22 protein-coding genes are annotated in these 23,363 nt (G+C 70.4%); 7 read left to right on the top strand and 15 right to left on the bottom strand.

Annotated features, from left to right (window positions below):
• The first annotated feature begins 54 nt into the window (after positions 1-54).
• Both cseB and cseC read left to right on the top strand, forming a co-directional pair.
• Positions 55-759 (top strand): two-component system response regulator CseB, encoded by a 705-nt coding sequence (gene cseB, locus ACWCRD_RS04010; protein WP_450964398.1) that lies wholly within the window; start codon positions 55-57, stop codon positions 757-759.
• On the top strand, positions 648-2,117 hold the full coding sequence (gene cseC / locus ACWCRD_RS04015; RefSeq protein ID WP_450964933.1) for a two-component system sensor histidine kinase CseC: 1,470 nt from the start codon (positions 648-650) through the stop codon (positions 2,115-2,117). Before cseB ends, cseC begins: the two co-directional genes overlap by 112 nt.
• A 425-nt stretch (positions 2,118-2,542) precedes the next feature.
• Here cseC and ACWCRD_RS04020 read toward each other — a convergent pair whose 3' ends face one another.
• The gene (locus ACWCRD_RS04020; protein WP_450964399.1) at positions 2,543-4,120 is read right to left on the bottom strand and encodes an MDR family MFS transporter; all 1,578 of its coding nucleotides are present in this window, start codon (positions 4,118-4,120) and stop codon (positions 2,543-2,545) included.
• Positions 4,121-4,245: 125 nt separating this feature from the next.
• Here ACWCRD_RS04020 and ACWCRD_RS04025 point away from each other — a divergent pair, with 125 nt between their 5' ends.
• Positions 4,246-4,842, top strand: a complete 597-nt coding sequence (locus tag ACWCRD_RS04025; RefSeq protein ID WP_450964400.1) for a TetR/AcrR family transcriptional regulator — start codon at positions 4,246-4,248, stop codon at positions 4,840-4,842.
• Positions 4,843-4,856: 14 nt separating this feature from the next.
• On the opposite strand, the gene ACWCRD_RS04030 is transcribed toward ACWCRD_RS04025, so the two are convergent.
• On the bottom strand, positions 4,857-5,552 hold the full coding sequence (locus ACWCRD_RS04030) for a M23 family metallopeptidase (protein ID WP_450964401.1): 696 nt from the start codon (positions 5,550-5,552) through the stop codon (positions 4,857-4,859).
• Positions 5,553-6,009: 457 nt separating this feature from the next.
• Here ACWCRD_RS04030 and ACWCRD_RS04035 point away from each other — a divergent pair, with 457 nt between their 5' ends.
• Positions 6,010-6,609: an HAD family acid phosphatase gene (locus ACWCRD_RS04035; RefSeq protein ID WP_450964402.1), complete on the top strand. Its 600-nt coding sequence runs from the start codon at positions 6,010-6,012 to the stop codon at positions 6,607-6,609.
• Positions 6,610-6,677: 68 nt separating this feature from the next.
• Here the strand turns inward: ACWCRD_RS04035 and ACWCRD_RS04040 are convergent, their stop codons facing one another.
• The gene (locus tag ACWCRD_RS04040; RefSeq protein ID WP_115906674.1) at positions 6,678-9,203 is read right to left on the bottom strand and encodes an AAA family ATPase; all 2,526 of its coding nucleotides are present in this window, start codon (positions 9,201-9,203) and stop codon (positions 6,678-6,680) included.
• Between the two features lie 430 nt (positions 9,204-9,633).
• Between ACWCRD_RS04040 and ACWCRD_RS04045 the strand changes: the two genes are divergently transcribed.
• Positions 9,634-10,245, top strand: coding sequence for an SCO3374 family protein (locus ACWCRD_RS04045; protein ID WP_450964403.1), 612 nt, complete (start codon positions 9,634-9,636; stop codon positions 10,243-10,245).
• An 8-nt stretch (positions 10,246-10,253) separates the two neighbouring features.
• Here ACWCRD_RS04045 and ACWCRD_RS04050 read toward each other — a convergent pair whose 3' ends face one another.
• The 10 genes from ACWCRD_RS04050 to ACWCRD_RS04095 form a co-directional block, all read right to left on the bottom strand.
• The gene (locus ACWCRD_RS04050) at positions 10,254-10,589 is read right to left on the bottom strand and encodes a histone-like nucleoid-structuring protein Lsr2 (RefSeq protein WP_007498879.1); all 336 of its coding nucleotides are present in this window, start codon (positions 10,587-10,589) and stop codon (positions 10,254-10,256) included.
• A 285-nt stretch (positions 10,590-10,874) separates the two neighbouring features.
• Positions 10,875-11,426, bottom strand: a complete 552-nt coding sequence (locus ACWCRD_RS04055; RefSeq protein WP_398955134.1) for an amino-acid N-acetyltransferase — start codon at positions 11,424-11,426, stop codon at positions 10,875-10,877.
• Positions 11,427-11,435: 9 nt separating this feature from the next.
• Positions 11,436-11,843 (bottom strand): BlaI/MecI/CopY family transcriptional regulator, encoded by a 408-nt coding sequence (locus ACWCRD_RS04060; RefSeq protein WP_450964934.1) that lies wholly within the window; start codon positions 11,841-11,843, stop codon positions 11,436-11,438.
• A 180-nt stretch (positions 11,844-12,023) separates the two neighbouring features.
• Positions 12,024-12,203: a hypothetical protein gene (locus ACWCRD_RS04065; RefSeq protein ID WP_450964404.1), complete on the bottom strand. Its 180-nt coding sequence runs from the start codon at positions 12,201-12,203 to the stop codon at positions 12,024-12,026.
• Positions 12,204-12,275: 72 nt separating this feature from the next.
• On the bottom strand, positions 12,276-12,935 hold the full coding sequence (locus tag ACWCRD_RS04070; RefSeq protein ID WP_450964935.1) for a hypothetical protein: 660 nt from the start codon (positions 12,933-12,935) through the stop codon (positions 12,276-12,278).
• A 129-nt stretch (positions 12,936-13,064) separates the two neighbouring features.
• Positions 13,065-13,862: a type III pantothenate kinase gene (locus ACWCRD_RS04075; RefSeq protein ID WP_030942637.1), complete on the bottom strand. Its 798-nt coding sequence runs from the start codon at positions 13,860-13,862 to the stop codon at positions 13,065-13,067.
• Positions 13,863-13,871: 9 nt separating this feature from the next.
• Positions 13,872-14,849: a carboxylating nicotinate-nucleotide diphosphorylase gene (nadC, locus tag ACWCRD_RS04080; RefSeq protein WP_398955129.1), complete on the bottom strand. Its 978-nt coding sequence runs from the start codon at positions 14,847-14,849 to the stop codon at positions 13,872-13,874.
• Between the two features lie 5 nt (positions 14,850-14,854).
• Positions 14,855-16,576 (bottom strand): L-aspartate oxidase, encoded by a 1,722-nt coding sequence (locus tag ACWCRD_RS04085; protein ID WP_450964405.1) that lies wholly within the window; start codon positions 16,574-16,576, stop codon positions 14,855-14,857.
• Positions 16,573-17,574: a pantoate--beta-alanine ligase gene (panC, locus tag ACWCRD_RS04090; RefSeq protein WP_450964406.1), complete on the bottom strand. Its 1,002-nt coding sequence runs from the start codon at positions 17,572-17,574 to the stop codon at positions 16,573-16,575. The genes ACWCRD_RS04085 and panC overlap by 4 nt, the downstream gene beginning before the upstream one ends.
• Entirely contained in the window at positions 17,571-18,500 is a 930-nt protein-coding gene (locus ACWCRD_RS04095; protein WP_450964407.1) for a Rossmann-like and DUF2520 domain-containing protein, read from the bottom strand. The genes panC and ACWCRD_RS04095 overlap by 4 nt, the downstream gene beginning before the upstream one ends.
• Before the next feature lie 184 nt (positions 18,501-18,684).
• On the opposite strand from ACWCRD_RS04095, the gene ACWCRD_RS04100 reads away from it, so the two are divergent.
• Positions 18,685-19,935 carry a threonine aldolase family protein gene (locus tag ACWCRD_RS04100; RefSeq protein ID WP_450964408.1) on the top strand — a complete coding sequence of 417 codons (1,251 nt, stop codon included), beginning with the start codon at positions 18,685-18,687 and terminating at the stop codon, positions 19,933-19,935.
• Between the two features lie 224 nt (positions 19,936-20,159).
• Positions 20,160-21,263, top strand: coding sequence for a DUF5937 family protein (locus ACWCRD_RS04105; protein WP_450964409.1), 1,104 nt, complete (start codon positions 20,160-20,162; stop codon positions 21,261-21,263).
• A gap of 16 nt (positions 21,264-21,279) precedes the next feature.
• Here ACWCRD_RS04105 and ACWCRD_RS04110 read toward each other — a convergent pair whose 3' ends face one another.
• Complete coding sequence (locus ACWCRD_RS04110) at positions 21,280-21,951, bottom strand: response regulator (protein WP_115906689.1); 672 nt, start codon at positions 21,949-21,951, stop codon at positions 21,280-21,282.
• A 150-nt stretch (positions 21,952-22,101) separates the two neighbouring features.
• Complete coding sequence (locus tag ACWCRD_RS04115; protein ID WP_450964410.1) at positions 22,102-23,301, bottom strand: sensor histidine kinase; 1,200 nt, start codon at positions 23,299-23,301, stop codon at positions 22,102-22,104.
• Positions 23,302-23,363 lie beyond the last annotated feature (62 nt).

Raw genomic sequence — 23,363 nt, forward strand, 5'->3', positions numbered from 1 at the left:
TCACCCGGCAGCAGTGCGCACGCCACGACCGACACGAGAACTGAGAGCAGCGGGATGGCAGACCAGACCCACGTCCTGTTCGTCGAGGACGACGACGTCATCCGCGAGGCCACCCAGCTCGCCCTGGAGCGGGACGGCTTCGCGGTCACCGCGATGCCCGACGGGCTGTCCGGCCTGGAGGCGTTCCGGGCGAACCGCCCCGACATCGCCCTGCTCGACGTCATGGTGCCCGGACTGGACGGCGTCAGCCTGTGCCGCCGTATCCGCGACGAGTCGACCGTGCCGGTGATCATGCTGTCGGCGCGGGCCGACTCGATCGACGTCGTGCTGGGCCTGGAGGCGGGCGCCGACGACTATGTGACCAAGCCGTTCGACGGTGCCGTGCTGGTCGCGCGCATCCGGGCGGTGCTGCGGCGCTTCGGGCACGCCAGCGGCGGCGACCGGGCGGACGAGGGGCCTGCCGAGGTGGCCGGCGGGGTGCTGAGCTTCGGCGAGCTGGAGATCGACACCGAGGGCATGGAGGTGCGCCGGGCCGGGCAGCCGGTGGGGCTGACGCCGACCGAGATGCGGCTCCTGTTGGAGTTCTCCTCCGCGCCGGGCACGGTCCTGTCGCGCGACAAACTGCTGGAGCGGGTGTGGGACTACGGCTGGGGCGGGGACACGCGCGTGGTGGACGTGCACGTGCAGCGACTGCGTACGAAGATCGGCCAGGACCGGATCGAGACGGTCCGCGGCTTCGGCTACAAGTTGAAGGCCTGAGCGGGGACACCAGGGACATGCGGGGGATCTTCCGGAGCCCGGCCACTGCGAACGCCGCAGAAGGTACGGGCATGCGCACGGGGCTCAGATGGAAACTCAGCGCGGCCATCGCGCTGGTCGGCGCGCTGGTGGCCATCGCACTGAGCCTGGTCGTGCACAACGCGGCCCGGGTCTCGATGCTGGACAGTGCGCGCGACCTCGCGGACGAGCGCATCCTGATCGCGCAGCGCAACTACGAGATCCCCAGCCGCACCCTCTTCCCCAACATCAAGATCGACGACCCGCGGCTGCCCGCGGCGCTGCGGGAGAAGGTCGAGGAGGGCCGGCGGGCGACGTATGTGACCGACCGGCCGGGCGGCTCTCCGGACATCTGGGCGGCCGTGCCGGTCAAGGACGGGCATGTGCTGTCGCTGCACACCGGGTTCACCGACCGCAGCACCCTCAAGGACCTCGACCAGGCCCTGGTGATCGGCTCCATCGCGGTGGTCCTCGGCGGCAGCGCGCTGGGCGTGCTCATCGGCGGTCAGCTCTCGCGCCGGCTGCGCAAGGCGGCGGCCGCCGCGAACCAGGTCGCCAGGGGCGAGTCGGACGTACGGGTGCGGGACGCCATCGGCGGGGTCGTGCGGGACGAGACCGACGACCTGGCGCGCGCGGTGGACGCCATGGCGGACACCCTGCAGCAGCGCCTGGAGGCCGAGCGCCGGGTCACCGCGGACATCGCGCACGAGCTGCGCACCCCGGTGACCGGGCTGCTGACGGCCGCCGAACTGCTCCCGCCGGGCCGCCCGACGGAGCTGGTCCTGGACCGCGCGAAGGCCATGCGGACCCTGGTCGAGGACGTCCTGGAGGTGGCCCGTCTCGACAGCGCCTCCGAGCGGGCCGAGCTGCAGGAAATCCTGCTCGGCGAGTTCGTCACCCGGCGGGTGGCGGCGAAGGACCCGGCCGTCGAGGTGCGGGTGGTGCACGAGTCGATGGTCACGACCGATCCGCGCCGCCTGGAGCGCGTGCTGTTCAACCTGCTCGCCAACGCCGCCCGGCACGGCAAGCCGCCGATCCAGGTCACCGTCGAGGGCCGGGTCATCCGGGTCCGCGACCACGGGCCCGGCTTCCCCTCCGACCTCCTCGCCGAGGGCCCGAGCCGCTTCCGCACGGGCAGCGCCGACCGGGCGGGCCACGGCCACGGCCTCGGCCTCACGATCGCCGCCGGCCAGGCCCGCGTGCTGGGCGCCCGCCTGACCTTCCGCAACGTACGCCCGGTCGGCGCACCGGATCACGTACCGGCGGAAGGCGCGGTGGCGGTGCTGTGGCTACCGGAACACGCGCCGACGAACACGGGCAGTCACCCGCTGCTGCCGTAGGGCTTTCGGGGCCGTAGGCCCCGCCGGGCGCAGGGGCGGAGCTCCCCGGGGCAGGGGGCGCCGCCCCCCCCCGAACCGAGGCCGCCAGAGCGCAACCCGCCGGAACACGGCGGCAAAGCCCCCGTCGGGGGTCGAGGACGCAGCCCCGCGCAGCGCGGCAGCAAAGCCCCGCCGGATGTCGAGGACGCAGCCCCGCCGCAGCGCGGCGGCAGCTCCGGCGGGTGCAGACGACGCAGTCCCCGCCGGGGTGCTGCGACAGAGCCCCGCGAAGGCGCGCAGGCCGAGGCCGCGAGGGCACAGCCCGGCCGGGGTCGAGGGGGCGGAGCCCCTGGGGAGGGGACGGGTAGGGGCGGCGGGGGCGACGAAGCATGGCGAAGGCCCCCCGGGGCGGACACCGGCCGGGGGGCCTTCAGTTCACTTGCGGGTCAGACCGCCTCGACGATCGGCGCCTGCGCCACCGCCTCGTCGTCGGACTTGGGCGCGGCCGGCCCCGTCCCCCGCAGCGCGACCTCCTTCACGAAGACCGCTGCCACCAGCGCGAACACGGCCACCGCAGACCCCAGCAGGAAGGCGGAGTGCGTACCCGCGGACACCGCGTGCTGGTACGCCTCCCGCACCACGGCCGGCAGCTTCGCCAGGCTCTTGGCGTCCAGCGCCGCGGACTTCTCGGTGATCTTCGCCCCCAGCGACCCCGCCCGCTCGGCCATGACGTGCTGCACCCGGTTGTTGAACAGCGCGCCCATGATCGCGACGCCGAAGGACGAACCGAGCGTACGGAACAGGGTGGTGGAGGAGGACGCGACACCCATGTCCTTCATCTCCACGCTGTTCTGCGCGACGAGCATGGTGATCTGCATCAGACAGCCCATGCCCAGCCCCACGACCGCCATGAACACACCGGACGTGAACCGCGAGGTGCCGGTGTCCATCGTGGACAGCAGGTAGAGCCCCACGGTCATCAGGACACTTCCGACGACCGGGAAGACCTTGTAGCGGCCGGTGTTGGTGGTCACCCGTCCCGCCACCATCGAGGTCACCAGCATCGCGCCGAGCATCGGCAGCAGCAGCAACCCGGAGTTGGTCGCGGACGCACCCTGCACGGACTGCTGGTACAGCGGCAGGTACAGCGTCGCACCGAACATCACGAACCCGGTGATGAAGCCGATGAGCGACATCAGCGTGAAGTTGCGGCTGCGGAAGATGTGCAGCGGCACGATCGGCTCCGCGGCCTTCGTCTGCCAGAACACGAACCCGATGAGCGCGGCCACGCCGATCCCGATGAGCTCCATGATCCGCGCGGACGTCCATGCGTACTGCGTACCGCCCCAGGTGGTGACGAGCACGATCGAGGTGATGCCGATGGTCAGCAGCGCGACGCCGAGGTAGTCGATACCCGCCTTGGACCGCTTCTTGGGCAGATGCAGGACGGCACTGATCAGACCGAGCGACACCACGCCGAGCGGCAGGTTGATGTAGAACGACCAGCGCCAGCCCCAGTTGTCGGTGATGGTGCCGCCGACCAGCGGACCACCGATCATCGCGAGCGCCATGACGCCGGCCATCATGCCCTGGTACTTGCCCCGCTCCCGCGGCGGTATGAGGTCACCGATGATCGCCATGACACCGACCATCAGACCACCCGCGCCAAGCCCCTGGATCGCGCGGAAACCGATCAGCTCGCCCATGTTCTGCGCCATGCCGCTGAGCGCGGAGCCGATCAGGAAGATCACGATCGACGTCATGAAGGCGCCCTTGCGCCCGTACATGTCGCCGAGCTTGCCCCAGATCGGGGTGGAGGCCGCGGTCGCCAGCGTGTATGCCGTGACCACCCAGGACAGATGCTCGAGTCCCCCGAGCTCGCCCACGATGGTCGGCATCGCGGTGCCCACGATCATGTTGTCGAGCATCGCGAGCATCATGGTGATCATGAGCGCGAGCAGCACGACCCGTATGCTCTTCGGCTGTTTGTCCGGCTTCGTCTCGGCCGTCTGTGTGTCCGCCATCGTCCCCACTCCCCTGAGCATCTCCCCCCGGTCGGCCACTTACTTGCCGCCCGGCTAGTTGACTACACTGGGAAGGTAGCCCCGCAACTAGCCGGGCGTCAAGTAAGTTTCCCTGGAGTGCGAGGATGGGCGGCACCATGGACGGCACCAAGCAGCAGCGCCGCGGAGACACCCGCCAGCGCATTCAGGACGTGGCGCTCGAACTCTTCGCAGAGCAGGGCTACGAGAAGACCTCATTGCGTGAGATCGCCGAGAGCCTGGACGTCACCAAGGCGGCGCTCTACTACCACTTCAAGACGAAGGAAGAGATCCTCGTCAGCATCTTCGACGATCTCTCGCAGCCGATCGTGGAACTGATCGAGTGGGGCAGGCGACAGCCGCAGTCACTGGAGACCAAGCACGAGATCATCCGCCGTTACAGCGACACCCTGGCCGGCGCGGCCCCGCTCTTCCGCTTCATGCAGGAGAACCAGAGCACGGTCAAGGAACTGCGCATCGGCGAGATCTTCCGCAACCGCATGATGGGCATGCGCGACATCCTCATCGATCCGGACGCCGAGCTGATCGACCAGGTGCGCTGCGTCAGCGCGATGTTCACGCTGCATGCCGGGATGTTCGCGCTGGGCGACATCGAGGCCGACCCCGAGGACAAGCGCAAGGCGGTCCTGGAGGTCGCCACCGACCTGGTGACGCGGGCGCACCAGGCCTCACACCCGTCCTAGGCGGCCGGCCCGCCTCAGACGGTCACACCCTTGGCGCGCAGGAACGCGACCGGGTCGACGGCCGACCCGTAGTTCGGGGTCGTACGGATCTCGAAGTGCAGGTGCGGGCCGCTGGAGTTACCGGTGTTCCCGGACCGGGCTATGTGCTGTCCGGTGGCGACGACCTGACCGACCCTGACGTCGATCCGCGACAGATGGGCGTACTGCGAGTAGGTCCCGTTGCCGTGCCTGATCACGATGGCGTTGCCGTACGCGGGCCCGTCACCGGCGCCGTTGCCGCCGGCCTTGACGACGGTGCCGCCGTGCGCGGCCACGACGTCCGTGCCGCTCGGCACCGCGAAGTCCTGCCCGCTGTGGGTGGACTGCCACATACCGCCGGCCTGGTTGAAGCTGGCGGAGAGCCGGTACTTCTCCACCGGGTGCATCCAGGAGGCGGCCTTCCTGGCGGCAGCGGCCTTGGCGGCCTTCTCGGCGGCCGCCTTCTTGGCCGCGGCTGCCTGGGCGGCCTTCTTCGCGCTCGCGGCGGCCTTGGCCTGCGCGGTGGCCTGCGCCTTCACGGCACTCGCCGCACTGGACGCGGAAGTGGCATCGGCGGCGGCCGCGACCCCCGCCCCCAGCACGACCGACATTCCGAGGCCGGCGGCCAGGACTGCCGCGCGGCTGCGCAGCAGGGACGTACGGGAGGAGCGGGACGTGACACGCGAAGACATGGAAACCTCGGAAAGACGGGGGCAGAGAAAACCACCCGGCGCACAAGCGGCTGCCGGATGGACCATCCCTTGGTAACCCCGAGACCCGCCAAGCCCAAAACGTGTGATGTACGACGGGCTCTAGTACTTCACCCAAAACTTCTCTCTTCTTGACACAGCCCCAATAACGGACGAATCAGTCCTCGACGGCAGAATCACCCCTCGGGTTCCGGAAAATACAGAAAAGCGACCTCTTTTCCCTCCTATACAGACCGCCCACTATCCGTCCTAGTACCGGCCCGATCGCCTGTGCGCCATGTCACCGCCCGGCAAGATCCACCGTCCTGCAAAACAAGTCGTCATGTGACGCACATCTCTGGCCACTTACCGCCCAGTAACCCTACGGTTCCCCTCACGCCACCCTCGGCGCCGAACATGCACAGGACAACGGCATACGGACGTGAGAGGACCCCCCACCATGACGAGCAGACGCCCCTGGGCGCTCCGCGCAGTGGTCACCGCAGTCTCCGCATCTGCCCTCGTGGCCCTGGCCACTCCCGCCAACGCAGCGACGAGCGCCTCGGGCGTCGACTACGGGACCTGGCAGAAGGACTGCCAGACGGTGATGGACCAGGCGCTGCCTTATCTGAAGGAGCGGATCGCCGCGGCCCAGCCGGGCGAGAAGCAGGCGATCGTCTTCGACATCGACAACACCACGCTGGAGACGGACTTCGGCTTCAGCTTCCCGCAGCCGGCCAACAAGCCGGTCCTGAACGTCGCTCAGTACGCCCAGGAGCACGGCGTCTCCCTGTTCTTCGTCACGGCCCGCCCGGGCATCATCGAAGAGCCCACCGAGTGGAACCTCGAGCACGACGGCTACGACGTCTCCGGCCTGTACGTCCGCGGTTTCTTCGACCTGTTCAAGGACGTCGCCGCCTACAAGACGGCCCAGCGCGTCGACATCGAGAACAAGGGCTACGACATCATCGCGAACATCGGCAACAGCGCCACCGACCTCTCGGGTGGCCACGCCGACAAGACGTTCAAACTCCCGGACTACAACGGGCAGTTGTCGTAACCGCAGGCAGGCGTGACGAAGGGGCCGGTGCTCGAAAGCACCGGCCCCTTCTGGCGTCGCCGTGAGGCCTACGCCTCCTTGCTCAGGTTCGGCCCGGCACCGCCGGCCGCCTGCTCGATCGGCGGGACGTCGGGCAGCGCCGACTTCTCCTCGCCGCGGAAGGTGAAGGTCTGGCTGTCGCCCTCGCCCTCGGTGTCCACGACCACGATGTGACCGGGACGCAGCTCACCGAAGAGGATCTTCTCGGAGAGCGTGTCCTCGATCTCGCGCTGGATGGTGCGGCGCAGCGGCCGCGCACCCAGCACCGGGTCGTAACCCTTCTTGGACAGCAGTTCCTTGCTGGACTGGGAGAGCTCGATGCCCATGTCCCGGTCCTTGAGGCGCTCGTCCACCTTGCTGATCATCAGGTCGACGATCGCGAGGATGTCGGCCTGGGTCAGCTGCGGGAAGACGACCACGTCGTCGACGCGGTTGAGGAACTCGGGGCGGAAGTGCTGCTTGAGCTCGTCCGAGACCTTGTTCTTCATTCGCTCGTAGTTGGACTTGGTGTCACCCTGGGCCGCGAAGCCCAGGTTGAAGCCCTTGGAGATGTCCCGGGTGCCGAGGTTGGTCGTCATGATGATGACCGTGTTCTTGAAGTCCACGACCCGGCCCTGGGAGTCGGTCAGCCGACCGTCCTCCAGGATCTGCAGCAGCGAGTTGAAGATGTCCGGGTGGGCCTTCTCGACCTCGTCGAAGAGGACGACGGAGAACGGCTTGCGGCGGACCTTCTCGGTCAGCTGGCCGCCCTCTTCGTAGCCCACGTAACCGGGGGGCGAACCGAAGAGACGCGACACCGTGTGCTTCTCGCTGAACTCCGACATGTCGAGGGAGATCAGCGCGTCCTCGTCACCGAAGAGGAACTCGGCGAGGGCCTTGGAGAGTTCGGTCTTACCGACACCGGACGGGCCGGCGAAGATGAACGAACCACCGGGACGCTTCGGGTCCTTGAGGCCCGCGCGCGTACGACGGATCGCCTTCGACAGCGCCTTGACGGCGTCGACCTGGCCGATGACCCGCTTGTGGAGCTCGTCCTCCATGCGCAGCAGACGCGAGGACTCCTCCTCGGTCAGCTTGAAGACCGGGATGCCGGTGGCGGTCGCGAGGACCTCGGCGATCAGCTCGCCGTCGACCTCGGCGACGACGTCCATGTCGCCGGCCTTCCACTCCTTCTCCCGCTTGGCCTTGGCGGCCAGCAGCTGCTTCTCCTTGTCGCGCAGGGAAGCGGCCTTCTCGAAGTCCTGCGAGTCGATCGCGGACTCCTTGTCGCGGCGCACGCCCGCGATCTTCTCGTCGAACTCGCGCAGGTCCGGCGGAGCCGTCATCCGGCGGATGCGCATCCGGGAACCGGCCTCGTCGATCAGGTCGATCGCCTTGTCCGGCAGGAAGCGGTCCGAGATGTAGCGGTCGGCCAGGGTGGCCGCCTGGACCAGCGCCTCGTCGGTGATGGAGACGCGGTGGTGGGCCTCGTACCGGTCGCGCAGACCCTTGAGGATCTCGATCGTGTGCGGCAGGGACGGCTCGGCGACCTGGATCGGCTGGAAGCGGCGCTCGAGGGCCGCGTCCTTCTCCAGGTGCTTGCGGTACTCGTCCAGCGTGGTCGCACCGATGGTCTGCAGCTCACCACGGGCCAGCATCGGCTTCAGGATCGAAGCGGCGTCGATGGCGCCCTCGGCGGCACCCGCACCGACCAGCGTGTGCAGCTCGTCGATGAACAGGATGATGTCGCCGCGGGTGCGGATCTCCTTGAGGACCTTCTTCAGGCGCTCCTCGAAGTCACCGCGGTAGCGGGAGCCGGCGACCAGCGCGCCGAGGTCCAGGGTGTAGAGGTGCTTGTCCTTGAGGGTCTCGGGCACCTCGCCCTTGACGATGGCCTGGGCGAGACCCTCGACGACGGCGGTCTTGCCGACGCCGGGCTCACCGATCAGGACCGGGTTGTTCTTGGTGCGGCGGGACAGCACCTGCATGACCCGCTCGATCTCCTTCTCGCGCCCGATGACCGGGTCGAGCTTGGACTCACGAGCGGCCTGGGTGAGGTTCCGGCCGAACTGGTCGAGGACCAGGGACGTCGAGGGGGTGCCCTCGGCAGGCCCGCCGGCGGCGGCGGTCTCCTTGCCCTGGTAACCGGAGAGCAGCTGGATGACCTGCTGCCGCACCCGGTTGAGATCTGCGCCCAGCTTGACCAGGACCTGGGCGGCGACGCCCTCGCCCTCACGGATCAGGCCGAGCAGGATGTGCTCCGTGCCGATGTAGTTGTGGCCCAGCTGAAGGGCCTCGCGGAGCGACAGCTCCAGGACCTTCTTGGCACGAGGGGTGAAGGGGATGTGCCCGGACGGGGCCTGCTGGCCCTGGCCGATGATCTCCTCCACCTGCTGGCGGACCGCCTCGAGCGAAATCCCGAGGCTCTCAAGGGCCTTGGCGGCGACACCCTCACCCTCGTGGATCAGGCCCAGGAGGATGTGCTCGGTGCCGATGTAGTTGTGGTTGAGCATCCGGGCTTCTTCCTGAGCCAGGACGACAACCCGCCGCGCGCGGTCGGTGAACCTCTCGAACATCGTTAATCGCTCCTCAGAGCGGTCAGGCAGTGGGGGGAACTTCCCCTCCCTGTCCTTCCGCAGCTTAGTCCCGCAAGCGGGGACCGCTCATTCCAACTGCCGACACCGTCGATGGCCTCCTGACCCGTGACGCCGACATCTGCTCCAACCCGATGGTGCGAGACGATGTTCCCGCAGGCCAGGTGGTTACCCTCACCATCAGTACGCCGATGGCGAACGTGAGACCACCTTGCCTGCGTGTCGCCCCCTCCCACTAGGGATGTCTTACCCGCTGGGACTGACACTCCATGCCGCGCGCACCGGTTCCCTCCGCTATGGGCGAACAACCTTGCGCTACCCCGCACCCCCGCACGCCCCCTTTTTCGGCACTCTACGCATCTACCAGTGCACCCAGCGTAACTTGCAAGCTCTTAGGGCGGTTGCCCTTGGCATGGTTGGCAGCCTCCCCACGGTCCCGCTCCCCCGTCGGCCGCTCGATCCGGGCGACCGGGTCAGCCGCTTCTACGAGAACGAACTGGGCTGGGCGACCGTGCTCCCGCGCGCGGGAAGCCCCGCGTCCCCGGTACGGCTCCGCGTGGGCGACCGCTTCGACGTCCTGGACGTCCCGGCCGAGGCGGGCCGGGCGGGCCTGCGCCATCTCGCGCCAGCTTCTCCGGTCGCCCTGCAGGGGGGCCGGATGCGGCTGCTGGTGGCCGCAGGCAGCGCGGAGGAGCTGCCGGGGCTGCTGGACTGGCTGGAGTGGGGGGCGCTGCCGCTCGACCTGAGGGCGCTCGGCGCGGGCTGCGTCATGGACGCGCCGCTGCCGCCCGGGATGCAGCCGGCGGGCGTACGGCCGGTGGGCCGCTCGGGCGTGCAGGGGGCCGCCGTATGGCTGCGGCCCCCCGAGCCGGGGTGCGCGGTCGAGGCCTCGCTGCCGACACTGTCGGCTGTGAGGGGCGGTGGGGGCGCCCCCGATCTCGTGCGACTTGTGGACACGGTGGCAACGCACTGCCACCGGCTGCGGCTGCGGCGCGCGTGCGCCCAGCCGTTGGCCCTGCCGTAGGCCAGCGATCAGGCGTTGGCCTTCTCGTAGGCCTCGCGGATGGAGGCCGGGACACGGCCGCGGTCGTTGACCTCGTAACCGTTCTCCTTCGCCCAGGCGCGGATCTGCGCGGTGTCCTGGCTGCCACCGGAAGCGGCGCGTGCCTTTCCGCGTCCGCCCGAAGCGCGGCCTCCGGTACGACGACCACCCTTCACGTAAGGCTCGAGAAGGCCACGGAGCTTGTCCGCATTGGCGGTCGTGAGATCGATCTCGTAAGTCTTGCCGTCCAACGCGAACGTGACGGTCTCGTCCGCCTCGCCGCCGTCGAGGTCATCGACAAGAAGGACCTGAACCTTCTGTGCCACCGGATTTCCTTTCATCCATAACTTGAGGGCCGGGGGCCTGCGGCGTCCGCCGTTTCGCCGTCCCCTGTTATATGCAGTACTGCAGTACGTCGGAAAGCAAACCGCTTTTGCCGGAAAAACACAAACCCCTTGGAGAGACCGATCGAGAGACTGAGCGAGAGAGCGAGCCCGAGACCCGGTGCGGGCCGACTCCCGGGCAGAGACCCACTCCGTCCGGAAACATACGCGTTTCGGACATAGGGAACCAGGGCATGGGTGCGCGGAATACGTCTCGGTGATCGGCGATCACAGATGCAGAAGCATCCGGCTGTTGCCCAAGGTGTTCGGTTTCACCCGTTCGAGACCCAGGAACTCTGCTACGCCTTCGTCATAGGAACGCAGTAGCTCCGCGTAGACATCGGTGTCGACGGGTGTCTCCCCGATCTCGACGAAGCCGTGCTTGGCGAAGAAGTCCACTTCGAAGGTCAGACAGAAAACGCGACGAACGCCCAGCCAGCGCGCGGTGTGCAGCAACTTCTCCAGCAACCGGTGTCCGACACCGGCGCCCTTCAGGCCGGGCTTCACCGCGAGAGTGCGGACTTCCGCGAGGTCTTCCCACATCACATGCAGCGCGCCGCAGCCGACCACCTCGGCGTTGTCGTCCCGTTCGGCGACCCAGAACTCCTGGATGTCCTCGTAAAGGGTGACCGTCGCTTTGTCGAGCAGGATGCGGCCGCGTACGTAGGTGTCAAGGAGACGGCGCACTGCCGCGACATCGCTGGTGCGGGCCCGCCGGACAGTGATGGCTTTAGCGCTGACTTCGGGGCCTTCGGGACCTTCGGGACTGACTGCTGACATGAGCGGACGCTATCGCCCGTCGTCCCCCTGTGCCGACCCGGGGTTCTCGCCGGCGGTATCGCTGCCGGTATCCGGGGCTGCTTCGGGTGTTTCCGGCCCTTGGACGATGCGTACGGCGTCACTGAGGGCCCCTCGCTGTTCCTCGCTCATCATCCCGAAGAAGGCGACGAGAGCGGCTGCGGGGTTGTCGCTCTGCGACCAGGCATCGTTCATCAGAGCGGCCGCGTAGGCGGCCCTGGTGGAGACGGCCTCATATCGATAGGCGCGGCCTTCCGCCTCCCGGCGCACCCAGCCCTTCTGATGGAGATTGTCCAAAACGGTCATCACCGTGGTGTACGCGATGGACCGTTCCTGCTGAAGGTCTTCCAGGACTTCTCGAACGGTCACCGGGCGGTTCCACTTCCACACCCGCGTCATGACCGCGTCTTCGAGTTCTCCCAATGGGCGAGGCACACCTCAGCACAATAGTGGGAGAACTCCCCATTGGCGCCCCGGACGGGCACTTTCACCGTCATACGGGAACAAAAAGGGCGTACGACTCGAAGCCGCGAGCATGCGCGGGAGCCGTACGCCGAGGGGGCGCCGCCCGGGAGGGACTCAGCCGTCGGTGTCGGCGGGGCCCTGCCGGACCCCTTCCACGCGCGCGATGGCGGCGTCGACGGCCGCGTCCTCCTTGGCCTTGTTGGCCCCGCCCTGGGTCTTCACGATCACCCTGATCACGCCGATGAAGAACACGGCCATCACGACCGGGGGCACAAGCGCGGAGACGTAGTCCATGCGTCCAGGGTAGCCACGGGGTGGCGGGGCGGACGGAGCGGGGTTGGGGTGGTTTCGACGGTTCGGGCCGGGTCAGCCGGCGGCGAGGTGCCGGGGCGGGTTGGAGCCGGACGGCGGAGTCGGTTTGCGGCGGGGGAAGACCTCGCCCGGGGTCGGGATGGGACGGGCCGGTTTCGGGGCGGCTGGGGCGGGGGCCGGCTTGGGAGCCGCCGGCTTCTCGGCGGGCTTCTTCTCGGGCTTCCTGGCGGGGTCCCGGTCGACGTCCGGCCCGAGGTGCCCCTCGGTGCCCTTGAGGCCGCCCTGGAGGGCCGTGAGGCGATTGCGGGCGGCGGGGACGGTCGGGGCTGCCGAGCGGCCCGGATCGCGTGCGAGGCGGGCGCGTACGTCCTGCTCGGCGAGCATCCGGCAGCGCCCCAGGAGGACGGAGGCGGCCGGGTTGCCGCGCAGCGCCCGCAGGGCGGCGAGGTCGTCGGGGTCCGGGCGGTACCCGGCGCCCAGCGCCTCCTCGAGGAGGACGAGGTAGTCGGCGCCGGCTGCAGGGAGGGCGGCGCGGTAGCGCGCGAGGTCGGCCACCAGGAAGGCACGCAGTCTGGCGCCCTCGCGCATCGCCTCGTCGAGCGACTCGGCGAGACGGAGGCAGTCCTGGACGTCCCCGGCAGGAGTGGGGCCTGGCTGAAGGGCGAGGGCGAGGGCGCGGCGGAGCACACGCAGCTCCTCCACGCCGAACGCCATGCCGCCGCGTGATCCGTATGGCGTGGGCATGCGGCGACGATACGCGCTAATCAGACAAATTCGACATATTTCGCTACTGGGGATGGGTGTGGCGCGGCCGAGCCACCCGGTTGCTCCGCGGGACGGGCCTCACATGCGCGCGACGTTCCGCTCGTACACCAGCCGCAGCCCGACCAGGGTCAGCCACGGCTCGTGCTCGTCGATCACCGAGGACTCGCCCAGCACCATCGGTGCCAGTCCGCCGGTCGCGATCACCGTCACGTCGTCCGGGTCCTCCGCCAGCTCCCGGGCCATGCGGCTGACGACCCCGTCGACCTGGCCGGCGAACCCGTAGATGATCCCGGACTGCATCGCCTCGACCGTGTTCTTGCCGATCACGCTCCGCGGCCGGGCCACCTCGATCTTCCGCAGCTGTGCGCCGCGGACGCCGAGCGCCTCGACGGAGATCTCGATACCGGGCGCGATGACGCCGCCGATGTACTCCCCGCGCGCGGAGACGGCGTCGAACGTCGTCGCCGTACCGAAGTCCACGACGATCGCGGGCCCTCCGTACAGCTCGACCGCCGCCACCGCGTTGATGATGCGGTCGGCGCCGACCTCCTTGGGGTTGTCGGTCAGGATCGGCACGCCCGTCTTCACGCCCGGCTCCACCAGCACCGCGGGCACGTCGCCGTAGTACCGGCGCGTCACCTCTCGCAGCTCGTGCAGCACGGACGGCACGGTCGCGCAGATCGCGATCCCGTCGATGCCGTCGCCCAGCTCGTCGCCGAGCAGCGGGTGCATGCCCATCAGGCCCTGCAGCAGCACCGCCAGTTCGTCCGCCGTGCGGCGCGCATCGGTGGAGATGCGCCAGTGCTCGACGATGTCGTCCCCGTCGAAGAGGCCCAGGACGGTGTGCGTGTTCCCTACGTCGATCGTCAGCAGCATCGCCGGTACCTACTCCGCCGCTCGCAGGTCGAGGCCGATGTCGAGGATCGGCGAGGAGTGGGTCAGGGCTCCTACGGCGAGGTAGTCGACGCCGGTGTCGGCGTACGCCTTCGCGTTCTCCAGGGTGAGCCGGCCCGAGGCCTCCAGGGCTGCGCGGCCGTGCACGAGCGCCACCGCCTCCTCGCACTCGCCGGGCGTGAAGTTGTCCAGGAGGATCAGGTCGGCGCCGGCGTCCACGACCTCGCGCAGCTGGTGCAGCGTGTCGACCTCGACCTCGATCGGGACGTCCGGGAAGGCCTCCCGTACGGCCTTGAAGGCCTGTGCGACCCCGCCCGCGGCGACGACGTGGTTGTCCTTGACCAGTGCCGCGTCCGAAAGCGACATGCGGTGGTTGACGCCGCCGCCGCAGCGGACCGCGTACTTCTCCAGGGAGCGCAGGCCCGGGGTCGTCTTCCGGGTGTCACGCACGCGTGCCTTCGTGCCCTCGAGAACGTCCGCCCACGCGCGTGTGGCGGTCGCGATGCCCGACAGGCGGCACAGGATGTTGAGCGCGCTGCGCTCGGCGGTGAGCAGGTCACGCGTGCGCGTGGTGACCGACAGGAGCTTCTGCCCGGCCGCCACCCGGTCGCCGTCCTCGACGTGGCGCTCGACCTCGAACTCGTCCGTGCAGACCACCGAGAGCACTGCCTCGGCGACCCTGAGGCCGGCCACGACGCCCGCCTCGCGGGCGGTGAAGTCGGCGGTGGCGACGGCCTCCTCGGGAATGGTGGCGACGGTCGTCACGTCCACCCCGTGGTCGAGGTCCTCCTGGATGGCGACATTGGCGATGTCCTCGACCTCCACGGGGTCGAGTCCGGCGTCGGCCAGCAGCTGCGCGAGCGCGGGGTCGAGCCCGCACTCCAGGTACTCCGCGTCGGCGTCCGCGCCGCAGGCACAGCCGTCGCCGCAGCCTGAGGACGAGGCGAGGGGAAGGTCGGGGGTGCTCACTTCTGTCACTGCTCCTGGGGACGATGCTGCTGCCGGGTCGGGGGGAAGTCTGGGGTGTCCGTGGTGTGTACGGCCAGCGTCCGGTCGGGATTCAGCCGTACGACGATGTGGCGCCGCCACGCGGTGTCGTCGCGCTCGGCGCGGTCCTCGCGCCAGTGGCAGCCGCGGGTCTCCTCGCGCAGCAGGGCGGCGGCGACCAGGACACGGGCCACGCACAGGAGGTTGGTGGCCTCCCACGTGTCGACGCCGGGCTCGGACGTCTTGCCGTTCTCGTCGAGGGCGTCGCGGGCCTCCGCGTGCAGCTGCTGGAGCTGTTCGGCGGCCTTGGCGAGGGAGTCCGCGGAGCGCAGGACACCCGCGCCGTCCGTCATGATCCGCTGGATCGCGAAACGGTCCTCGGGGGCGAGGAGGGGGTGCGCGGGCACTTCGGGGTGCTCGACCGGTTCGGGCACGCGCGCGTGGAGGCCGTTCTCCGCGTGCGCGGCGGCGATGTCCTCCGCGATGCGCTCGGCGTAGACGAGGCCTTCGAGGAGGGAGTTGGAGGCAAGACGGTTGGCGCCGTGCACGCCGGTGCAGGCGACCTCTCCGCACGCATACAGGCCGGGGACGGTCGTGCGGCCCTGGGAGTCCGTGCGGACGCCCCCGGAGGCGTAGTGGGCCGCCGGGGCGATCGGGATGGGGTCGGTGACCGGGTCGATGCCGTGGGCGCGGCAGGCGGCGAGGATCGTCGGGAAGCGGTGCTCCCACATGTCGGCGCCGAAGTGCCGGGCGTCCAGGAACATGTGCTCGGCGTCCCGCTCCAGCATGCGGCGCAGGATGCCCTTGGCGACGACGTCCCGGGGCGCCAGCTCGGCCAGTTCGTGCTGCCCCAGCATGAAGCGCACGCCGTCGGCGTCGACCAGATGCGCGCCCTCGCCCCGCACGGCCTCGGAGACCAGCGGCTGCTGGCCCTCCGCGTCGGCGCCCAGGAACAGCACCGTGGGGTGGAACTGCACGAACTCCAGGTCGGAGACCTCCGCCCCGGCGCGCAGGGCGAGCGCCACGCCGTCGCCGGTGGACACCGAGGGGTTGGTGGTCGCGGAGAACACCTGGCCCATGCCGCCGGTCGCGAGGACGACCGCGGGGGCGTGCACGGCGCCCACGCCGTCGTGCTGGCCCTCGCCCATGACGTGCAGGCTCACGCCGGCCGTGCGGCCCTCCACGTCGGTGAGCAGGTCCAGCACCAGCGCGTTCTCGATGGTGCGCAGCCCACGCGCGTGTACGGCCTCCACGAGCGCCCGGGAGACCTCCGCGCCGGTCGCGTCGCCACCCGCGTGCGCGATGCGGCGGCGGTGGTGGCCGCCCTCGCGGGTGAGCTGCAGGTCGCCCTCTTCGGACTCGTCGAAGTGCGCACCGGTCTCGATGAGGCGGCGCACGGCGTCCGGCCCCTCCGTGACGAGGATGCGTACGGCGTTCTCGTCGCACAGGCCGACGCCCGCCACCAGGGTGTCGTCCAGGTGCTGTTCGGGGGTGTCGCCCTCGCCGAGGGCGGCGGCGATGCCGCCCTGCGCCCAGCGGGTGGAGCCGTCGTCGAGGCGGGCCTTGGTGACCACGACCGTCTTCAGGCCGGCGGCATCGCAGCGCAGGGCGGCGGTGAGGCCAGCGACGCCGGAGCCGACGACCACGACGTCCGCGGCGATGGACCACCCGGGGGCGGGGGCGTGCAGTCGTATGCCTGTGCTGGTCACGAGGCGGCTCCGGGGGTTCCGAATACGAGTGGGATGTTGTCGATCAGCCTGGTCGTCCCGACCCGGGCGGCGACGGCGAGGACGGCCTCGCCGGTGAAGCCGTCGTCGATCTCGGTGAAGTCCGAGGGGTCGACGAGGGCCAGGTAGTCCAGTTCGAGCGGCGGCGACAGCCGCGCTGCGTCGTCGAGGATCAGCCGGGCGGCCGCGCGGACCGCCGTCGGGGCGCCCGGGAGGGCCTTTGCGACGGCGTGCGCGTCGGCGGCCGCGCGGGACTCCCCTATGGCGCTGAGCGCCTCGGCACGCGCGTGCGTGGCGGGCACCTCGCGGGCCCGTGCGCGCAGCGCCTCCTGGGCCGCGTGCCGGTCGCTGCCCGCGAACAGCGCCCGGGAGAGGCTGAGCGCCGTGCGCCGCTGCTCGGGCGAGAGGTAGCGGTTGCGGCTGGAGAGGGCGAGGCCGTCCTCCTCGCGCACGGTGGGCACGCCGACGATCTCGACGCCGAAGTTCAGGTCCCGCACCATGCGGCGGATCAGGGCGAGCTGCTGGGCGTCCTTCTGGCCGTACAGGGCGAGGTCGGGGCGGGTGAGGTGCAGCAGCTTGGCGACGACGGTGAGCATGCCGTCGAAGTGGCCGGGGCGCGAGGCGCCCTCCAGGCGCGTCCCCATGGGGCCCGCGGTGATGCGGACCTGGGGCTCGCCCCCCGGGTACACCTCGTCCACCGAGGGCGCGAACACCACGTCCGCGCCGGACAGTTCGGCGAGCTCGAGGTCGGCGTCCAGGGTGCGCGGATAGCGGTCGAGGTCCTCGCCCGCGCCGAACTGCAGGGGGTTCACGAAGACGGTGACGACGACCTCGCCGTCCCGCCCGGCGAGCTCGCGCGCGGTGCGGATCAGCGTGGCGTGGCCCTCGTGCAGGGCGCCCATGGTCATCACCACGGCGCGGCGACCGGCACGCGTGCGTGCGTGCAGTTCGTCGGCGGTGCGCAGCAGGGTGGTGGTCATCGGGCGTCCCCCTCGGCGCCGTTGGTCCCGGTGGCGAGTACCCCGAGGAGGTCCTCGGCGAGCTCCGGCTTCAGCAGCCCGTGGGCGAGCGCGCGGTCGGCGGTCGCGCGGGCCATCGCCAGGTAGCCGGCGACGGTCTGCGGGGCGTGCTTGCGCAGCTCCGCGACGTGCGCGGCGACCGTGCCGGCGTCCCCGCGCGCGACGGGGCCGGTCAGGGCCGCGTCGCCGGAGCGAAGGGCGTTGTCGAGGGCGGCGCCGAGCAGCGGGCCGAGCATCCGGTCGGGGGCCGCGACGCCCGCCTCGCGCAGCAGCTCCATGGACTGGGCGACCAGCGTGACCAGGTGGTTCGCGCCGAGGGCGAGCGCCGCGTGGTAGAGCGGGCGCATCTCCTCGGCGATCCACTCCGGCTCGCCGCCCATCTCGATCACGAGCGCCTCGGCGGCCAGCCGCAGCTCCTCGGGCGCCGTGACCCCGAAGGAGCACCCGGCGAGGCGCTGGATGTCCACGGGAGTGCCCGTGAAGGTCATCGCCGGATGCAGGGCCAGCGGCAGCGCGCCCGCGCGCAGGGCGGGGTCCAGGACCTTGGCGCCGTACCGCCCGGAGGTGTGCACGAGCAGCTGCCCCGGCCGTACGGCACCGGTCTCGGCGAGCCCCTCCACCAGGCCGGGCAAGGTGTCGTCCGGGACGGTCAGCAGGACCAGGTCGGCGCGCTCCAGAACCTCGGCGGGCGGCACCAGCGGCACATCGGGGAGCATCTCCGCCGCACGCCTCCTGGAGGCGTCGGAGACTCCGGAGACGGCTACCGGACGGTGCCCGGCGAGCTGCAGGGACGCGGCCAGCGCGGGACCCACACGACCGGCGCCGACGACGCCTACGGTGAGCCGCGCGGGACGGTCCCTGGGGTCTGGCTGTTGGCTTGTACTCACGCGACGGCGGCCTTCCCGTTCCAGTCCGCTCCGGGTACCGGACGATTTCTCGTCATGTTAACGCGATCGGTTCGAAGGGCGTCCGGTTGTCCACAGGCTGTGGGTTACGCCACGGCACCGCCACCGGGCAAGCCTGTGGAAATCTGGGTGCTCGTCCGTACCCGCGCCAGGCATGATCCTGGGTATGAGCGATGCGGCGCAGCAGGTCGAGCGGCACTCCGACCCGACATCGAACAAAGATCAGATATCAGACGAAGAGCGGCGCAAGCGACGCCGTAAGCGGCGCATCGGCGCGCACCGGAGCGCTAAGCGCGTCCTCGCGCGCCCCGGTTTCCTGGGCACGCTCCGGGAGCGCCTGGCGCTGCTGGACGGCGTGCAGGACGTGTACGACCTGGACGAGCCGGCGGACATCTACGGCAACGGCGTCGTCGAGGCCCTGGAGGAGAAGGTCGCGGGGCTGCTCGGCAAGGAGGCCGCCACGTTCTTCCCGACGGGCACCATGGCCCAGCAGGTGGCGCTGCGCTGCTGGGCAGGCCGCACCGGCAGCCCCACCGTCGCCCTGCACGCACTGGCCCACCCCGAGGTACACGAGCGGAACGCGTTCAGCCAGGTCAGCGGGTTGCGCCCGGTACGGGTGACGGGCGGGCCCCAGCTGCCGACCGCCGACGAGGTGCGCGACTTCGAGGAGCCCTTCGGGGCGCTGATGCTCGAACTGCCCCTCAGGGACGCCGGTTTCGTGCTGCCGTCCTGGGAGGAACTCACCGAGGTCGTGGCGGCCGCCCGCGAAAGGGACGCCGTCGTGCACTTCGACGGCGCACGCCTGTGGGAGTCCACCGTCCACTTCGGCCGCCCCCTGGACGAGATCGCGGACCTCGCGGACAGCGTCTACGTGTCCTTCTACAAGTCCCTCGACGGCTTCGGCGGTGCCGCGCTCGCGGGCTCGAAGAGCCTGATCGAGGAGGCGAAGACCTGGCGGCACCGGTACGGCGGCCAGATCTTCCAGCAGTTCCCGACGGTGCTGTCGGCCCTCGCCGGGCTGGAGCGTGAGCTGCCCCGGCTGCCCGAGTACGTCGCCCACGCGCGCGTGGTGGCCGATGCGCTGCGCGAGGGGTTCGCGGCGGCCGGGGTGCCCTGGTCGCGCGTCCACCCCGAGGTGCCGCACACCAACGAGTTCCAGGTCTGGCTGCCGTACGACCCCGACGTCCTCGCGGAGGCCGCCATCCGGCACGGGGAGGAGACGGGCACCCTCCTGTTCGCGGACGCCTGGGACCCGAAGGGCCCGGGCCTGGCGTTCACCGAGGTGTCCGTCCGGGCCGCGGGCCTGGAGTGGACGGCCGAGGACGTGAAGTCGGCGGTCGCCGAGTTCGTGTCCCGGCTCGAAGAGGAGGCCGGCAAGGCGGAAGCCGTCGGCGCGGCGAGGGCGGTCAGCAGGTAGAGCGCGGCCGCAGGTGCGGCCACCGGCCCAGGGCCTGCCGTATCCGCCCGTGGGCCGGACGCCCGGCAAGGACCGCGCGGGTCCGGTTCGAGGGGGAGGGGATTCGTGGGCTCCGCGGCCGCCCCGGTGCTCCCAGCTGCGCCGCCACTGACAACGCCGGTGTCGATTGACAGCCGCCGTCAATCGACACCGGCGTTGTCAGTGGCGGGGTGCACCATGAGGTCATGAGCGTGCACATCGACATCGCGGGGCTGCGGCCGGAGAGGGTCGCCGTCGTCCCCTCACCCCTGGCCGAGCTCGGCATGGCGCTGCACGCGCTGTCCGAGCCGGGGCACCATCCCGGTCTGCAGGGCTGGGTGACGGGGGTGACGGCCCGGCTCGACTCCCATCTCGCCGACCGGATGTGCGAGGCGGACTTCCTGTGGGGGTCGACGTTCTCGGACCTGTTCATGCCCTGTGCGGGCATCCCGGGCGGCGCGGCACTCCCCGGGGCCACGCTCGCCGAGGAGCTGGACCTGCTGGACAAGCTGACGGACGAACAGTTCGTGGACGCGGCCCTGGAGTTCGGCTGCGCGATGCCCTACGGCGACGGGCCGAGCCCCCTCGTCGACGCCGGGCTGCGCCGCCGCGCGCTTGAGCTGGCCGCCGCGCGGGGCCCGGGGCAGGTGCGGTTCAGCGAGCTGCTGCTGACCGACCCGCCCAGGATCCGGCGCTGGCTGCGCCAGTTCCTCCAGGACTGCGAGGAGGCGTTCTTCGCGGAGGCATGGTCCCGGCTGCGCCACCAACTGACGGCGGACGCCCGTCACAAGACCGACCTCCTGCGCCACAAGGGCCTCGCGGAGGCGCTGGCCGCCGTGTCCCCCGTGGTCACGCTCGACGAGGCCGCCGAAAGGATCACGGTCGACAAGCTGAGCGTGGGCCGTACGGCGACGCGGGACGGCGGTCTCCTCCTCGTCCCGACCAGCCTCGGCTGGCCCCACCTGTCCGTCCTGTACCGGCACGGCTGGCAGCCGGTGCTGCACTACCCGATCGGCTCCCCCGAACTCGCCGCTCCGCCCTCCGTCGAGCAGCTGGCGCTGCGCATGACAGCCCTGTCCCACCCCGTCCGGATGCGCCTGTGCCGCTATCTGGCCCGCAGCGCCCACACCACGAGCGAGCTGGCGCGGACGCAGGGCATGACGGCCCCGGAGATATCCCGGCACCTCAGCGTCCTGAAGAAGGCGGGCCTGATCACCACGCGCCGACGTGGCCGGTACGTCCGGCACCAGCTGGACATAGCGGCCGTGGCCCGACTCGGCAGCGACTTCCTGGAAGGGATACTCCGCTAGGGGACTCCGCGGGCCGTCAGCCGTGCCCGCCCGCGCGCACCAGACCCGTCTCGTACGCCAGGACCACCACCTGCACCCGGTCCCGGAGCCCCAACTTGGTCAGGATGCGGCCCACATGGGTCTTCACGGTCGCCTCGGACAGCACCAGCCGGGCCGCGATCTCGCCGTTGGACAGGCCCTGCGCGACCAGGATCATGACCTCGCGCTCGCGTTCGGTGAGCCGCTCCAGCTCCTTGTGCTGGGGCTCCTGCCCGACGCTCGGCAGCATCGGCGCGAACCGGTCGAGCAGTCGGCGTGTGGTCGACGGGGCCACCACCGCGTCGCCGCTGTGCACGGCGCGGATGGCGGCGAGCAGTTCACCGGGCGGCACGTCCTTGAGCATGAACCCGGAGGCGCCCGCCTTCAGCCCGGAGAAGGCGTACTCGTCGAGGTCGAAGGTGGTCAGGATCAGCACCTTGGGCGGGTCCGGCTCCGAGCAGATGCGCCGGGTGGCCTCCACGCCGTCCAGCTTCGGCATGCGCACGTCCATCAGCACCACGTCGACGGCGGTCGCGCGCAGCACCTGGAGGGCCTCGACGCCGTCCCCCGCCTCCGCGACGACCTCCATGTCCGGCTGGGCGGCGAGCACCATCCGGAACCCGGTGCGCAGCAGCACCTGGTCGTCGACGAGCATCACGCGGATCGTCATCGGGACCTCTTCCGTTCTCTTCCGTTACGGCGGTTTCCGTATTGCGGTCGTTTCCGTATTGCGGTCGTTTCCGTATTGCGGTGGTTTCCGTTTGCGGCAGTTGCTGTCCGCAGGGTCGTTACAGGTGTCAACGAGGGACGTACGCAGGCGTCAGTGTGCGGGTTTCAGCGGGAGCAGCGCACTGATCCGGAATCCGCCGCCGGGCCGCGGCCCCGCGTCCAGGGTGCCGCCGACCATACCCACCCGTTCGCGCATGCCGATCAGGCCGTGGCCCTGCCCGTCGGCGCCGCCCTCCTCGTACAGCTCGTGCGGGGCGCCCTTGCCGTCGTCCTCGACGAGCAGGCCGAGGCCGTCGTCGAAGTAGACCAGGCGCACGCTGGCGCCCGCGTTCGGACCGCCGTGCTTGCGCGTGTTGGTCAGCGCCTCCTGCACGATGCGGTACGCGGTCAGTTCGACGCCGCTGGGCAGCGGGCGCGGGGTGCCCTCGACCTTGAAGTCGACGGGCAGACCGGAGGTGCGGCACTGCTCGATCAGCTCGTCGATCTGGTCGACGTCGGGCTGCGGAACGTACTCGCCGACCTCCTGGTGCTCGCCGGTGCGCAGTACGCCGAGCAGGCGGCGCATCTCGGCGAGGGCCTGGCGGCCGGTGGAGGAGATCGTCTCCAGGGCCTTCTTGGCCTGGTCGGGGGCGGCGTCCAGGACATAGGCGGCGCCGTCGGCCTGCACCACCATCACCGACACGTTGTGCGCGACGACATCGTGCAACTCCCGGGCGATCCGGGCGCGTTCCGCCGCGACCGCGACCTTCGACTGCGCCTCCCGCTCCTTCTCCAGCCGGGCGGCACGCTCCTCCAACTGCGCAAAGTAGGCGCGGCGGGTGCGGATGGAGTCGCCGAGCACCCAGGCGAGCGCGAACGGCACGGTCAGGAAGACCGCCTTGGCGACATTGCCCAGCGCGCTTCCGTCCAGCGGCCAGCGCGTCTGCGCCATCGGGGCCGCGCACAGCCCCACGGCCAGCGCGAGCCTGGAGGCCCATCGGTTGCCCGTCGTGGCCACCGTGTAGACGATCACCAGCATCGCGAAGTCGGCGGCCATCGTCTGGACGTTCAGCGCCAACTGCGCCACACCGAGGCCGATCGTCAGCAGCAGCATCTTCTCCGGCATGCGCCGGCGCAGCGCGATCACCAGGCACAGCAGAAACGCGATCGGAACGATCAACGCCGGTGAGTCGGTGCCCCGGACCGCCGAACTGGCGGTTCCGCTCAGCAGCGAGATCCCGAACAGGAAGACGGCCCAGAGGGTGTCGACCCCTGTCGGGTGTCTGCGGAGGAAGTCATAGAGGCGCTGCACGTAACCCAGCGTAGGGAAGCGAGATGCGTGCAGGGGTCAACCGGAGGACCGATCCACACCCG

This window comes from Streptomyces sp. NPDC002092 (assembly GCF_053593775.1).